12 protein-coding genes are annotated in these 13,701 nt (G+C 65.9%); 6 read left to right on the top strand and 6 right to left on the bottom strand.

What is annotated here, in order from left to right:
- Positions 1-12: 12 nt before the first annotated feature.
- From N1032_RS06685 to ctaF, 5 genes are all read left to right on the top strand, one after another.
- Positions 13-1,461 carry a dipeptidase gene (locus N1032_RS06685; protein WP_259538243.1) on the top strand — a complete coding sequence of 483 codons (1,449 nt, stop codon included), beginning with the start codon at positions 13-15 and terminating at the stop codon, positions 1,459-1,461.
- Between the two features lie 61 nt (positions 1,462-1,522).
- Positions 1,523-1,918, top strand: a complete 396-nt coding sequence (locus tag N1032_RS06680; protein ID WP_259538242.1) for a HesB/IscA family protein — start codon at positions 1,523-1,525, stop codon at positions 1,916-1,918.
- Positions 1,919-2,121: 203 nt separating this feature from the next.
- A complete protein-coding gene (gene ctaC, locus N1032_RS06675; RefSeq protein WP_259538241.1) occupies positions 2,122-2,991 on the top strand; it encodes an aa3-type cytochrome oxidase subunit II in 870 nt (289 codons plus the stop codon).
- A gap of 9 nt (positions 2,992-3,000) precedes the next feature.
- The gene (gene ctaD / locus N1032_RS06670) at positions 3,001-4,737 is read left to right on the top strand and encodes an aa3-type cytochrome oxidase subunit I (RefSeq protein ID WP_259538240.1); all 1,737 of its coding nucleotides are present in this window, start codon (positions 3,001-3,003) and stop codon (positions 4,735-4,737) included.
- Positions 4,738-4,743: 6 nt separating this feature from the next.
- Positions 4,744-5,163 (top strand): cytochrome c oxidase subunit 4, encoded by a 420-nt coding sequence (gene ctaF / locus N1032_RS06665; protein WP_259538239.1) that lies wholly within the window; start codon positions 4,744-4,746, stop codon positions 5,161-5,163.
- Between the two features lie 113 nt (positions 5,164-5,276).
- On the opposite strand, the gene N1032_RS06660 is transcribed toward ctaF, so the two are convergent.
- The 5 genes from N1032_RS06660 to ctaE all read right to left on the bottom strand — a co-directional run bounded on the left by N1032_RS06660 (position 5,277) and on the right by ctaE (position 10,893).
- Positions 5,277-6,428, bottom strand: coding sequence for a cell wall-binding repeat-containing protein (locus N1032_RS06660; RefSeq protein ID WP_259538237.1), 1,152 nt, complete (start codon positions 6,426-6,428; stop codon positions 5,277-5,279).
- Between the two features lie 234 nt (positions 6,429-6,662).
- Positions 6,663-8,330 carry a cytochrome bc1 complex cytochrome b subunit gene (gene qcrB / locus N1032_RS06655; protein ID WP_259538236.1) on the bottom strand — a complete coding sequence of 556 codons (1,668 nt, stop codon included), beginning with the start codon at positions 8,328-8,330 and terminating at the stop codon, positions 6,663-6,665.
- Positions 8,327-9,397, bottom strand: coding sequence for a cytochrome bc1 complex Rieske iron-sulfur subunit (qcrA, locus tag N1032_RS06650; RefSeq protein ID WP_259538235.1), 1,071 nt, complete (start codon positions 9,395-9,397; stop codon positions 8,327-8,329). Before qcrA ends, qcrB begins: the two co-directional genes overlap by 4 nt.
- Before the next feature lie 61 nt (positions 9,398-9,458).
- Positions 9,459-10,253, bottom strand: coding sequence for a cytochrome bc1 complex diheme cytochrome c subunit (gene qcrC / locus N1032_RS06645; RefSeq protein ID WP_259538234.1), 795 nt, complete (start codon positions 10,251-10,253; stop codon positions 9,459-9,461).
- Between the two features lie 49 nt (positions 10,254-10,302).
- On the bottom strand, positions 10,303-10,893 hold the full coding sequence (gene ctaE / locus N1032_RS06640) for an aa3-type cytochrome oxidase subunit III (protein WP_259538232.1): 591 nt from the start codon (positions 10,891-10,893) through the stop codon (positions 10,303-10,305).
- A 142-nt stretch (positions 10,894-11,035) separates the two neighbouring features.
- Between ctaE and trpD the strand changes: the two genes are divergently transcribed.
- On the top strand, positions 11,036-12,088 hold the full coding sequence (trpD, locus tag N1032_RS06635; RefSeq protein ID WP_259538231.1) for an anthranilate phosphoribosyltransferase: 1,053 nt from the start codon (positions 11,036-11,038) through the stop codon (positions 12,086-12,088).
- An 81-nt stretch (positions 12,089-12,169) separates the two neighbouring features.
- Here the strand turns inward: trpD and glpK are convergent, their stop codons facing one another.
- Positions 12,170-13,684, bottom strand: coding sequence for a glycerol kinase GlpK (glpK, locus tag N1032_RS06630; protein ID WP_259538230.1), 1,515 nt, complete (start codon positions 13,682-13,684; stop codon positions 12,170-12,172).
- Between the last annotated feature and the right edge of the window lie 17 nt (positions 13,685-13,701).

Genomic DNA, 13,701 nt, shown 5'->3' with positions numbered 1-13,701 from the left:
AAGATTACCTGCATGACAGACAGCACCGACTCCCAGTTGCCCCAGAATCCCGCTCGCCAGGCAGCGCCGACCCCTGCCGAGAGCGAACGCGAGGCGGCACTGGCCGAGTCAGTGCAGTTGTCGCTGCCGTCGAGCATCGCCGACCTGACCGACCTGGTGCGCATCCCGTCGGTCTCCTGGGCGGCGTTCGATCCCGCGCACGTCGCGGCCAGCGCCGAGGCGGTTGCGGCGCTGTTCCGGGGCACGGGCGTGTTCGACGAGGTCGAGGTGCTGCGGTCGGCCACCGAGTCGGGCGAGCTCGGCCAGCCCGCGGTGCTGGCCCGCCGGCCCGCCAAGAACGGCCGGCCCACCGTGCTGCTCTACGCGCACCACGACGTGCAGCCGCCGGGCGACGACGGCGACTGGGAGTCGCTGCCGTTCGAGCCGACCGTGCGGGGCGACCGCCTCTACGGCCGGGGGGCGGCCGACGACAAGGCGGGTGTCATCTCGCACCTCGCGGCCATCCGGGCGCTCACCGACGTCGCCGGCCCCGACTTCGACCTCGGCCTGGTGGTGTTCATCGAAGGTGAGGAGGAGTTCGGCTCGCGCTCGTTCGCAACCTTCCTCGACGAGCACCGCGACGTGCTGGCCGCCGATGTCATCGTGGTCGCCGACTCCGACAACTGGGATGTCGACACCCCCTCGCTCACCATCAGCCTGCGCGGCAACGTCACCTTCCGGCTGACGGTGTCGACCCTCGCGTACGCGTCGCACTCGGGCATGTTCGGGGGAGCGGTTCCGGATGCGATGCTCGCGATGGTCAAACTGCTCGCCACCCTGCACGACGACGACGGCTCGGTCGCGGTCGAGGGGCTCACCTCGCGCCCGATCGAGACACCCGACTACACCGAGCAGACGCTGCGGCACGAGGCGGGGCTCCTCGACGGCGTCGAGCCGATCGGCACCGGCCCCATCCTCGCCCGGTTGTGGGCGGGCCCGTCGATCACCGTCACCGGCATCGACGCGCCGTCGGTCGCCAACGCGTCGAACACCCTGTCGCCGACCATCTCGGCGCGAGTCAGCGTGCGGGTCGCGCCGGGCCAGGAGCCGGGCGACGCCTATGAGGCGATCGAAGCCCACCTGCGCTCGCACACTCCCTTCGGTGCGCACGTCGAGATCGACGACGTCGACACCGGCAGCCCGTTCCTCGTCGACACGACGGGCTGGGCCGTCGCGGCCGCGAAAGACGCGATGCGCGACGCCTGGGGCCGGGAGCCGGTCGAGGCCGGCGTCGGGGGCTCCATCCCGTTCATCGCCGACCTGGTGCGGGTGTTCCCCGAGGCCCAGATCCTGGTGACGGGTGTCGAAGACCCACACACCCGCGCCCACAGCCCCAACGAGTCGCTGCACCTCGGCGTGTTCAAGCGAGCCATCGCCACCGAGGCGCTGATGCTGCTGCGCATGAACGACCGGAATAGCTGACCGCTGTTCCCGGTTGTCGGAGTTACACTTGCGTCATACTTCCGATCGAAATGGAGTGCACATGAGCGAATCAACCCTGACCGCTGAGCCGATCGACGCCACGGTCGCCACCACCACGGTCGACGCCCCGGCGCACAAGGTCGGCATCACCCCGGCCGCCGGCGCCAAGGTGCGCAGCCTGCTCGACCAGGAGGGCCGCGACGACCTGCGTCTGCGCGTCGCCGTGCAGCCCGGTGGCTGCTCGGGCCTGATCTACCAGCTCTACTTCGACGAGCGCATGCTCGACGGCGACGGCGTGGTCGACTTCGACGGCGTCGAGGTCATCGTCGACAAGATGAGCGTTCCCTACCTCGAGGGCGCCACGATCGATTTCGAAGACACCATTCAGAAGCAGGGCTTCACGATCGACAACCCCAACGCGTCGGGCAGCTGCGCCTGCGGCGATTCGTTCCACTGATCCCGGTCGATCCGCCCCGCAGATCGCGTGATGCGTGCGCGGGCAGATCGCCTGATCGAAAGGGCCGTTCCTTCGGGAACGGCCCTTTTTTCGTGCCCTAACACAGCTTCATCCGGTGCGCCTGTGGCGGCGGCGAACAAATCGACACAGTAGGCTAGGAAAAGGTCAAATACACTGTGGTGTAGCTTCCCGAAAGGTCTGTGGTGCGCTCTAACCGACGTCTCCGATGGGCTGCGATTCCGATCGCCGCCTTACTGTCCGTTGTCCTGGCGGGGTGCACGCAGGAGCAGCTTCAAGGCTGGCTCCCGACGGAGCCCGGAACCACGAACAACGTCGACAAGGTCATCGGCCTCTGGGTGACATCCTGGATCGTGCTGCTCGTCGTCGGCATCATCACCTGGGCCCTCACCATCTGGGCGATCGTGGTCTACCGCCGCCGCAAGGGCCAGACCGGCCTGCCGGTTCAGCTGCGCTACAACATGCCGATCGAGATCTTCTACACGGTCGTGCCGCTCATCCTCGTGCTCGGCTTCTTCGCCTTCACCGCTCGCGACCAGAGCGAGATCGAAGCGAAGTACGACAACCCGGATGTCACCATCCAGGCGTTCGGCAAGCAGTGGGCGTGGGACTTCAACTACGTCGACGAGAACGCCTACTCGGCCGGCATCCAGGGTCAAGACAACCCCGACGACGCGAACGGCTCGCTGGTCGAGTCCGAGATCCCGGTGCTCTACCTGCCCGTAGGCGCGAAGGTCGAGATCCAGCTCGAGTCGCGCGACGTCATCCACTCGTTCTGGGTCATCGACTTCCTCTACAAGAAAGACATGATCCCGGGCAAGACGAACTACATGTACGTCACGCCCGAACGCGAGGGCACCTACAGCGGCAAGTGCGCCGAGCTGTGCGGTGAATACCACTCGCTCATGCTCTTCACCGTGAAGGTCGTCTCCCAGCAGGAATACGACGACTACATCCAGTCGCTGAAAGACGCCGGTCAAGAAGGCCAGCTGGGCCACGAATACGACCGCAACCAGAACCTCCCGGGCATCGGCACCCCCGCGGAAGAAGAGTAGGAGACCGACATGACTGCCACTGTTGACGTCTCGCCCGTCACTCCGCCCCCGGCGCCCATCCCGTCGCGAACGGTCGGCCGCAAGGGCAACATCCTGATCAAGTGGATCACCTCCACCGATCACAAGACCATCGGGTACATGTACCTGATCGCGTCGTTCCTGTTCTTCTGCCTCGGCGGTGTGATGGCGCTCGTCATCCGCGCCCAGCTGTTCGAGCCCGGCCTCGAGCTCCTGCAGACGAAAGACCAGTACAACCAGCTCTTCACGATGCACGGCACGATCATGCTGTTGATGTTCGCGACCCCGCTGTTCGCCGGCTTCGCCAACGTCATCATGCCGTTGCAGATCGGCGCCCCGGATGTCGCGTTCCCGCGTCTGAACGCGTTCGCCTTCTGGCTCTTCCTGTTCGGTTCGCTCATCGCGGTGTCGGGCTTCCTCACCCCGCAGGGTGCGGCCTCGTTCGGCTGGTTCGCCTATGCGCCACTGTCGTCGACGACGTTCACACCCGGCGACGGCGGCAACATGTGGGTGTTCGGGCTGGGGCTCTCGGGCTTCGGCACCATCCTCGGTGGCGTGAACTTCATCACCACGATCATCACGCTGCGCGCCCCGGGCATGACCATGTTCCGCATGCCCATCTTCACTTGGAACATCCTGGTCACCTCGATCCTCGTGCTGATGGCCTTCCCGGTGCTGGCTGCCGCGCTCTTCGCCCTCGGCGCCGACCGCGTCTTCGGCGCCCACGTCTACGACGCGGCGAACGGCGGTGTGCTGCTCTGGCAGCATCTGTTCTGGTTCTTCGGGCATCCGGAGGTCTACATCATCGCGCTGCCGTTCTTCGGCATCGTCTCCGAGGTGTTCCCTGTCTTCAGCCGCAAGCCGATCTTCGGCTACAAGACCCTCATCTACGCCACGATCTCGATCGCTGCGCTGTCGGTCACGGTGTGGGCGCACCACATGTACGTCACCGGTTCGGTGCTGCTGCCGTTCTTCGCCTTGATGACGATGCTCATCGCGGTGCCGACGGGTGTGAAGATCTTCAACTGGATCGGCACGATGTGGCGGGGCTCGGTCACGTTCGAGACACCCATGATCTGGGCCATCGGCTTCTTGATCACGTTCACGTTCGGTGGTCTGACGGGTGTCATCCTGGCGTCGCCGCCACTCGACTTCCACGTCTCCGACACCTACTTCGTGGTGGCGCACTTCCACTACGTCGTCTTCGGCACCGTCGTGTTCGCCATGTTCTCGGGCTTCTACTTCTGGTGGCCGAAGTGGACCGGCAAGATGCTCAACGAGCGGCTCGGCCACTGGCACTTCTGGCTGCTGTTCATCGGCTTCCACACCACGTTCCTCATCCAGCACTGGCTGGGCGTCATCGGCATGCCTCGTCGTTATGCGACCTACCAGCCTGAAGACGGCTTCACCTGGATGAACCAGCTCTCGACCATCGGTGCGTTCATCCTCGCCGCCTCGATGATCCCGTTCTTCCTCAACGTCTACATCACGGCCCGCAAGGCGCCGAAGGTCACGGTGAACGACCCGTGGGGCTACGGCCGCTCGCTCGAGTGGGCGACATCCTGCCCGCCGCCGCGGCACAACTTCACCTCGATCCCGCGCATCCGCTCGGAGTCCCCGGCCTTCGACCTCAACCACCCCGAGGCCGGCGTGCCCGTGGGCATCGGTCCGGCGAAGGATGCACCGGATGCCCCGACCTACGACGTCTCCGAAGGCAAGGTGAAGTAGCAACCCATGAGAGCCAACACCAACCTCTTCTGGATTCTGTTCGGGTTCATGGCCCTGGCCGACGTGGCCTACACGATCTGGTCACTGATCTGGTACGAAGGCCAGATCGAATGGGTCGGCACCGTCGCGATCGGCCTGGCGGCCATCCTGTCGGCGTTCCTCGCCTTCTACCTCGGTCGCGTGCACAAGGCGCAGGGCGCTGAGCTGCCCGAAGACCGCCTCGACTCCAACATCGACGACGGCGACCCCGAGATGGGCTTCTACAGCCCGTGGAGCTGGTGGCCCATCATCCTCGCGGGTGGTGGAGCCCTGCTCGTGCTCGGCCTCGCGGTCGGCATCTGGATCAGCTTCATCGCCGCCGCGCTCACCCTCGTGGCGGTCGTCGGCTGGACCTACGAGTACTACCGCGGCTACTTCGCCCGTTAGGCACCGGTGACCAGCTGACCAGCTCACCGGCTCGCAAGAAGGCCCGCCCTCCTCACGGAGTGCGGGCCTTCTTCGTTTCGGCCCCGCCGCATTGGCGGTGTCAGTTCAGTTGCTCAGTTGCAGAGTGGCAGGTTTTCGAGGGTTGCGCTGAGGCTGTTGGGGCCGCCGAGGAGCACGATGTGTTTGGGTGCGAGGGCGCGTACCTGGGCGGCGACCTCGGGGGCGACGCAGGTTTTCTGCACGAGCAGGATCGGTGCTTTGCCGATGCCGGCGAGGACTCCTCCGGCGAGAGCGTCGGGGTAGGTGGCGCCGGTGGCGAAGTAGATCGTGTCGATGGGTGCGGTGTAGTTCGCGGCGGTGATGTTCGCGGACACGATGAACCGATCGTCGCCCTCGATGCGCGACACGCTGCCGGTGACTGTCTTGAGGTCGGCGGCGACGCCGGCGGAGAGAGTGTCTTCGCCGCCGAACACGGTCGGGGTGGTGACGCCGCGGGCGGTGAGCAGGGCCTTCTCGTCGGTGGTGAGGCTGGCGGCCTGTCCGTTGACGAGCAGCACGGGTGTCTTGATCTTGGCGGCGGCGGGGCTGGCGCTGAGGGCGTCAGGGAACTTCAGCCCGCTGGCGACATACAGCGATGTGGATGCCGCGGCCCCGAAGGTCGGGTCACTGATCAGGTTGCGCGACACCGCGAACCGATCAGGCCCTCCGATCCGCGTGACTCCGCTCGCGGTGTTCCGTCGCTGCAGGTCTGTGGCCACCGTTGCGCTGACGCTGTTCTCACCGCCCACGATCACAATCTGTTTCGGCGCGAGAATGCTCATCATCTGTGTGGTCTGGGGAGGAAGCTGCCCGGCGGTTGTGAGCAGGAGCGGCGCCCCGTGCTGAGCCGCCACAGCCGACGCACTCAGTGCGTCAGCGAAGTTCTCACCGTTCGCCACGTAGACGATTCCACCCTTGGTGGTTGTCGAGTCGACGAGCATCTTGAGGGCGATGTTCGCCGCGACGTCGTAGCGGTCGGTGCCACCGATGCGATCGAAGATCGAGTCGCTCGGCACAACGTCGCTCGTGCACGATTTCGTCCCCGTCGAGCCGTCCTTCACCACGTGGAAGGTCATCGTGAAGGGGCCGACCTTCGTCGGTGTGCCGACAATCACCTTGCTGACGCTGGGTCGTGACTGCAGCGCAAGGCCGTCAGGCAGCGTGCCACCTGTCAGGCTGGTCTCGTAGCCCATGCCCTCCTCTGAGTCGGTGATGTCGTGATTCACCGGTACGCCGACCTTGATGATGGCGGGCAGGCAGTGGATCAGACCGGAGGCATCCTCGACAGCTGACGCCGCGGCCGGCGCGACAAGTGCGGCGCCAAGGGTTCAGCTCAGCCTGCGCCGCCTGACGGCACGGGTGTTATGAGCAATTCCTACCCAGGCCACACCGGCCCACCGCACGACGAAGGGCCCGCCACACATTGTGTGACGGGCCCTTCGAGGCGGGGGAGCGGGGCGCTAGACCAGGCCCGGGCCCTTCTCGATCTCGCCGTGGGTCTCGTGGCCGTGGCCGGCCTCGAGCTGCTCGCGGGTGGGGGGAGCGATGCGGTCTTCGAAGAACCAGTTCGACATGCGGGCACGCAGGCGCATGCCGGCCGTGATCTTGCCCTCGGCGTTGGGGCGCAGCATGATCGGCTGGTAGACCTCGTAGTCGAGCAGCTTCCAGCGCTCGTACTCGTCGACGGGCTCGTGAACCTCGATGTACTCGCCACCGGGCAGGCGCACGATGCGACCGGACTCGTAGCCGTGCAGGAGGATCTCGTGGTCTTTCTTCATCAGGCCGATGCAGACGCGCTTCGTGATGAAGTAGGCCAGGAACGGACCAAGCACGGCCCATGCCTGCACGACGTGGATGACGCCCTCGATCGACAACTGGAAGTGCGTCGCCATGATGTCCGAGCTCGCCGCCGCCCACAGGGCCGCGTAGAACGTGACACCGGCGGCACCGATCGCGGTGCGGGTCGGCGCGTTGCGCGGCCGGTCGAGGATGTGGTGCTCGCGCTTGTCGCCCGTGACCCATCCTTCGACGAAGGGGTAGACCGCGACCGCTCCGAGCAGCGCCAGCAGCGCCACGACGGGCACGATGATGTTGAACGACCAGGTGTGGTCGAGCCAGACGAACTCCCAGCCCGGCGGAATCAGGCGCAGAGCACCGTCGGCGAAGCCGATGTACCAGTCGGGCTGCGTTCCGGCCGACACCGGCGAGGGGTCGTAGGGCCCGTAGTTCCAGATCGGGTTGATGGTGAAGAACGCCGCCATCAGAGCGATGACACCGAACACCAGGAAGAAGAAGCCACCGGCCTTGGCCGCGTAGACGGGGAGGATCGGGTAGCCGATCACGTTCTTCTCGGTGCGGCCGGCGCCGGCGAACTGGGTGTGCTTGTGCACGACCACGAACACCAGGTGCAGCGCGATGAACGCCACCACGAGAGCCGGCAGCAGCAGGATGTGCAACGTGTAGAACCGGCCGACGATGTCGGTGCCGGGGAACTCGCCGCCGAACAGCAGGAACGAGATCCAGGTGCCGACGAACGGAAGGCCCTTGATCAGACCGTCGATGATGCGCAGACCGTTGCCCGACAGCAGGTCGTCGGGAAGCGAGTAGCCGGTGAAGCCCTCGGCCATCGCCAGCACGAACAGCAGGAAGCCGATGACCCAGTTCAGCTCACGCGGCTTGCGGAACGCGCCCGTGAAGAACACGCGCAGCATGTGCAGGCCGATCGCGGCGATGAACAGCAGCGCAGCCCAGTGGTGGATCTGACGGATCAGCAGGCCGCCGCGCAGGTCGAACGAGATGTGCAGCGTGGATTCCATGGCCGACGACATCTCGACGCCCTTGAGCGGCACGAACGAGCCGTCGTAGACCGTCTCGACCATCGAGGCCTGGAAGAAGAAGGTCAGGAACGAGCCGGTGAGGATGATGACGATGAAGCTGTAGAGCGCCACCTCGCCGAGCATGAACGACCAGTGGTCGGGGAAGATCTTGCGGCCGAACTCCTTGACTACGCCCGAGATGCTGGTGCGGTCTTCAATGTAGTTCGCGGCTGCGGCTGTGAAGCCACCGGACTTGCGCACCGGCACCGGCGCTTCAGGATGAGCGTCGGCTCTTTCGATCGTGCTGGTCATGAACGCTCCCAGAAACTAGGGCCGACGGGCTCGTGGAAGTCGCTCTGGGCGACGAGGTAGCCGTCGGAGTCGACCTCGATGGGCAACTGGGGCAGGGCGCGCTTGGCCGGCCCGAAGATGACCTCGCACTCGTTCACCACGTCGAAGGTCGACTGGTGGCACGGGCACAGCAGGTGGTGCGTCTGGTGCTCGTAGAGCGCCACCGGGCACCCGACGTGCGTGCAGATCTTGGAGTAGGCGACGATCCCGTCGTACGACCAGCCCTCGCGCTCGGGGCTGATGTTGAGGTCGTCGGGGTTGAGGCGCATGAGCAGCACGGCGGCCTTGGCCTTCTGCTCGAGCTTGTCGTGCCGCTCGTTGAGCCCCTCGGGAATGATGTGGAACACCGATCCGATGGTGACATCGGATGCCTTCACGGGAATGCCCGACGGGTCGAGCGTGAGACGCGCGCCCTTCTTCCACATCGTGTGGCTCAGCAGCTCGGGCGGGTTCTGGTCTTGCGGGCCGAAACCGCGGAAGAGCACGAGCCCCGGCAGCGGGAACGCCACGAGGGCGCCGATCAAGCTGTTGCGGATGAGCGTGCGGCGCCCGAAGCCCGACTCGCGGTCGGCCTCGTCGAAGATCTCGACGGCACGTGCGACCGTGGCATCCGTTCCCCTGACCGGGTGACGCTCGTCGATGCCCTCTTTGTCGTGCATGAGGGCCTTGCCCCAGTGTACGGCGCCGAGGCCGATGCCGAAGAGCGACAGCGCGATGCCGATGCCGAGGAACAGGTTGTTCAGGCGCAGGGCGGTCGGGTCGCCGTCTTCGATCGGGAAGGCCATGTAGGCCGCGACCGCGAAGACGCTGCCGGCGATCGACAGGTAGAAGAGCGTGTACACCGACCGGGCCGCGCGCTTCGCGGCACGGGGGTCGGTGTCGGTGACGCGCTGGCGGTGCGGGGGCTCGCCAGGGTTGGCGACGTCGGACGCAATGACCACAGTGCCGGTCGATGCGCCTCGAGTCGTCTCGACGGCCGACGAATCGGAAGCGGAGGTATCTGTTCCGCTCACCTCGTCATGTGCCATTGTTTTCCCTTTCGAGCGTGCTGTGTGTGCTGTGCGAGTTGTTCACGTCTGCCGGCGCGGCCTAGTTGGATTTCGCCGTGAGCCAGACCATCAGGGCGATGACCGCACCGAGACCGAAGATCCAGACGAAGAGGCCTTCTGCCACCGGGCCGAGCGACCCCAGCTCGAATCCACCGGGAGACGGGTTGTTCTCGATGTACTTGAGGTAGGTGATGATGTCGCGCTTGTCTTCGGGCGTGAGGTTGTCGTCGTTGAAGACGGGCATGTTCTGCGGGCCGGTGAGCATCGCTTCGAAGATGTGGGTCGGCAGCACGCCCTTGAGCTCGGGAGCGAACTTGCCCTCGGTGAGCGCACCGCCGGCGCCGGCGACGTTGTGGCACATGGCGCAGTTGATGCGGAAGAGCTCACCGCCGTTCGTGGCGTCGCCGTCGGCCTGGAGGTATTTCTCGTCGGGAATGGCCGGGCCGGGGGAGATGGATGCCACGTAGGCGGCCATGGCCGCGGTCTGCTCGTCGGTGAACTGCGGCGGCTTCTGCATGGCCTGCGGGCCCTGCATCGCCATCGGCATGCGACCGGTGCCGACCTGGAAGTTGACGGCCGCGGCGCCGACGCCGATGAGGCTCGGCCCGTCGTCGGTGCCTTCGAGACTCATGCCGTGGCAGGTGGCGCAGTTCGCGGCGAAGAGCTTCTTGCCCTCGTCGATCGTCTCCTGGCTGCTGGCATTGGTGTCGGCTGTTGCGGTGGTGGTGCTGCTGAGAAGCGCGTAACCGCCGCCCGTGACGACCAGGCCGATAGCAATCAGCACGACAGTTGCCAGCGGGTGGCGTCTGTTGGCTTTCCTGCTCTTGCGGGCCATTCTCTCTACTCTCTGCTCGGGACGACTTCGATTGACCATGTCGGCGGCGCTACTTCAGCACGTAGATGACGAGGAACAGGCCGATCCAGACCACGTCGACGAAGTGCCAGTAGTAGGAGACGACGATGATCGACGTCGCCTCCTTGTGACCGAAGTTCTTGACCGCGAAGACGCGCCCCAGCATGAGCAGCATCGCGATGAGGCCGCCGGTGACGTGCAGGGCGTGGAAACCGGTGGTGAGGTAGAAGGCCGAACCGTAGGCGTTGCCGTCGATCGTGATGCCCTCGGAGACGAGCGTCGCGTATTCGAGCACCTGGCCGCTGACGAAGATTGCGCCGAAGGCATATGTCAGGAAGAGCCACTCCGTGATGCCCCAGTCGACGGGCTTCCAGCTCGTGCGCTTGACCTGCCCGCGCTCAGCGGCGAAGACGGCGAACTGGCACCAGAACGACGAGATCACCAGGATGATCGTGTTGACGAGAGCGAACGGAACGTTGAGCGTGTTGGCCTGGTCGCCCCATGCCTCGGGGTTGGTCGACCGGAGGGTGAAGTAGATCGCGAACAGGCCCGCGAAGAACATGACCTCGCTGCCGAGCCACACGATGGTTCCCACCGCCACGATGTTGGGGCGCTGGACCATGGGGGCACTCTGAGAATGGGTCAATGAGCTGCTCGTCACACATCCATTATGTCCGAAATCGTCAGGTGGTTTTGCATTTGGGCGGCTATGCGCGGCTCCATCGGCGTGTCCGGCGAAAGGATCGACCCATAGGATCGCTGGTATGGCTGAAACGCACTCCTGGGCCGGAATAATCACTCGACTTCTGGCGAGGACGGATCTGTCCATCTCCGAGGCCACCTGGTCGATGGACCAGGTGATGCAGGGTGACGTCACGCCGGCTCAGCTGGCCGGATTCCTCGTGGCGCTGCGGGCGAAGGGCGAGACGGTCGACGAGATCGTCGGGTTCCGCGACGCCATCCTCGATCACGCGCTGCCCCTGGCGATCGACCCGGTCGCCCTCGACATCGTGGGCACGGGCGGCGACACGTTCGGCACGGTGAACGTGTCGACGATGGCGTCGATCGTGGCCGCGGCGAGCGGCGTGCCCGTGATCAAGCACGGCAACAAGGCCGCGAGCTCGCTCTCGGGCTCGTCCGACGTGCTGCGCGCGCTCGGCATCGACCTCGAACTCGAACCGGAGCGCGTGGCCGAGGTGTTCGCCGGCACCGGCATCTCGTTCGCCTTCGCCGCGAAGTTCCACCCCGGCTTCAAGAACGCCGGCCCGGTGCGTGCCGAGCTCGGCGTGCCGACCGTGTTCAACTTCCTCGGGCCGCTGTGCAACCCGGCCCGCCCCGAGGCCTCGGCCGTCGGCGTCGCCCACCTCGACCGGGTGCCGCTGATCGTCGGCGTGTTCCAGACCCGCGGCGCCACCGCGCTGGTCTTCCGCGGCGACGACGGCCTCGACGAGCTCACCACCACCGGCCACTCGCACATCTGGGAGGTGTCGCGCGGTTCGGTGAAGGAGCACGACCTCAACCCGCGCGATCTCGGCATCCGCACCGCTCGCGTCGACGAGCTGAAGGGCGGGGATGCCGCCCACAACGCCGACATCGTGCGCCGGGTGCTCGGCGGCGAGACCGGACCGGTGCGCGACATGGTGGTGCTGAACGCCGCCGCAGGGCTGGTGTCGTTCTCGCTGATGCAGGACCCTACCGAGCTCGACCGCGGCATCGTCGAGCGCCTCGCCGAGAAGATGACGATCGCCGCCGACGCCATCGACTCCGGAGCCGCCACCACCAAACTCGACGCCTGGATCGCCGCCACCCAGGCGTGACCCCGGGCACAAAAAGCTGCCGGGCCGTTTCGACGACCCGGCAGCTACTCAACCGCCTCGCGGCAGCTAACGCAGCGGCGGTTAGCTCACATCCGTGTCCACCCAGTCGAAGGTCTTCGTGACGGCCTTCTTCCAGTTGCGGTAGAGGCGGTCGCGTTCGGCGTCATCCATCTCGGGAGTCCAGCGCGAATCCTCCTGCCAGTTGGCCCGCAGTTCGTCGAGGTTGGCCCAGAAGCCCACCGCGAGTCCCGCGGCATACGCCGCACCGAGCGCCGTCGTCTCGGCGACCACCGGCCGCACCACGGGCACGTCGAGGATGTCGGCCTGGAACTGCATGAGCAGGTTGTTGCCGATCATGCCGCCGTCGACCTTCAGCTCGGTGAGCGGCACGCCCGAGTCGGCGTTGACGGCGTCGAGCACCTCTTTCGTCTGGAACGCGGTGGCCTCGAGCGCGGCGCGCGCGATGTGGCCCTTGTTGACATACCGGGTCAGGCCCACGAGCGCACCGCGGGCATCCGATCGCCAGTAGGGCGCGAACAGACCCGAGAACGCCGGCACGAAATACGCCCCGCCGTTGTCGTCGACCGTCTTGGCGAGGTCTTCCACCTCGGGAGCCGACTTGATGAGTCCCAGGTTGTCGCGCAGCCACTGGATGAGCGACCCGGTCACGGCGATCGACCCCTCGAGCGCGTAGTGGGGTGCGTCGTCGCCGAGTTTGTAGCCGAGGGTCGTCAGCAGACCGTTCTTCGACTTCACGATCTCGGTGCCGGTGTTGAAAATCAAGAAGTTGCCGGTGCCGTAGGTGTTCTTGGCCTCGCCGGCGTCGAACGCGGCCTGACCGAACGTGGCGGCCTGCTGGTCGCCCAGGATGCCGGCCACGGGCACTTCGCGCAGCAGCGACGAGGTGTGCACAGTGCCGTAGACGGCCGACGACGACTTGATCTCGGGCAGCATCGACTTCGGCACGTTGAACACCTCGAGGATGTCGTCGCGCCACTCGAGGGTCTCGAGATCCATGAACATCGTGCGGGAGGCGTTCGTGACATCCGTGATGTGCACACCGCCGTCGACGCCGCCGGTGAGGTTCCAGGTGACCCAGCTGTCGGTGGTGCCGAACAGCAGGTCGCCGTTCTCGGCCTTCTCGCGGGCGCCTTCGACGTTCTCGAGGATCCAGACGATCTTCGTGCCGGCGAAGTAGGTCGACAGCGGCAGCCCCACGATGTCTTTGAACCGCTCGACGCCTCCGTCGGCGGCGAAGCGGTCGACGATCTCCTGGGTGCGGGTGTCCTGCCACACGATGGCGTTGTAGACGGGCTCGCCGGTGTTCTTGTCCCACACCACCGTCGTCTCACGCTGGTTCGTGATGCCGACGGCCTTGACGTTGTGGCGGGTGATGTTGGCCTTCGAGAGCGCCTGGCCGATGACCTCGCGCGTGTTGTCCCAGATCTCCTTGGGGTTGTGCTCGACCCAGCCCGCCTTCGGGAAGATCTGCTCGTGTTCGAGCTGGCCCTGGCTCACGATCGAGCCGGAGTGGTCGAAGACGATCGCCCGGGTGCTCGTGGTTCCCTGGTCGATCGCGATGATGTAATCCGTCATGGCAACTCCTTCGTAGT

Source organism: Herbiconiux daphne (assembly GCF_024979295.1).
GTDB lineage: Bacteria > Actinomycetota > Actinomycetes > Actinomycetales > Microbacteriaceae > Herbiconiux > Herbiconiux daphnes.
This window is presented reverse-complemented; position numbering and strand designations above follow the sequence as displayed.

Excerpts from the sequence above, each read along its gene's own strand:
- N1032_RS06685 (WP_259538243.1), top strand. The coding sequence starts at position 13 with ATGACAGACAGCACCGACTCCCAGTTGCCCCAGAATCCCGCTCGCCAG.
- N1032_RS06680 (WP_259538242.1), top strand. The coding sequence starts at position 1,523 with ATGAGCGAATCAACCCTGACCGCTGAGCCGATCGACGCCACGGTCGCC.
- ctaD (WP_259538240.1), top strand. The coding sequence starts at position 3,001 with ATGACTGCCACTGTTGACGTCTCGCCCGTCACTCCGCCCCCGGCGCCC.
- ctaF (WP_259538239.1), top strand. The coding sequence starts at position 4,744 with ATGAGAGCCAACACCAACCTCTTCTGGATTCTGTTCGGGTTCATGGCC.
- qcrB (WP_259538236.1), bottom strand. The coding sequence starts at position 8,330 with ATGACCAGCACGATCGAAAGAGCCGACGCTCATCCTGAAGCGCCGGTG.
- qcrA (WP_259538235.1), bottom strand. The coding sequence starts at position 9,397 with ATGGCACATGACGAGGTGAGCGGAACAGATACCTCCGCTTCCGATTCG.
- qcrC (WP_259538234.1), bottom strand. The coding sequence starts at position 10,253 with ATGGCCCGCAAGAGCAGGAAAGCCAACAGACGCCACCCGCTGGCAACT.
- ctaE (WP_259538232.1), bottom strand. The coding sequence starts at position 10,893 with ATGGTCCAGCGCCCCAACATCGTGGCGGTGGGAACCATCGTGTGGCTC.
- trpD (WP_259538231.1), top strand. The coding sequence starts at position 11,036 with ATGGCTGAAACGCACTCCTGGGCCGGAATAATCACTCGACTTCTGGCG.
- glpK (WP_259538230.1), bottom strand. The coding sequence starts at position 13,684 with ATGACGGATTACATCATCGCGATCGACCAGGGAACCACGAGCACCCGG.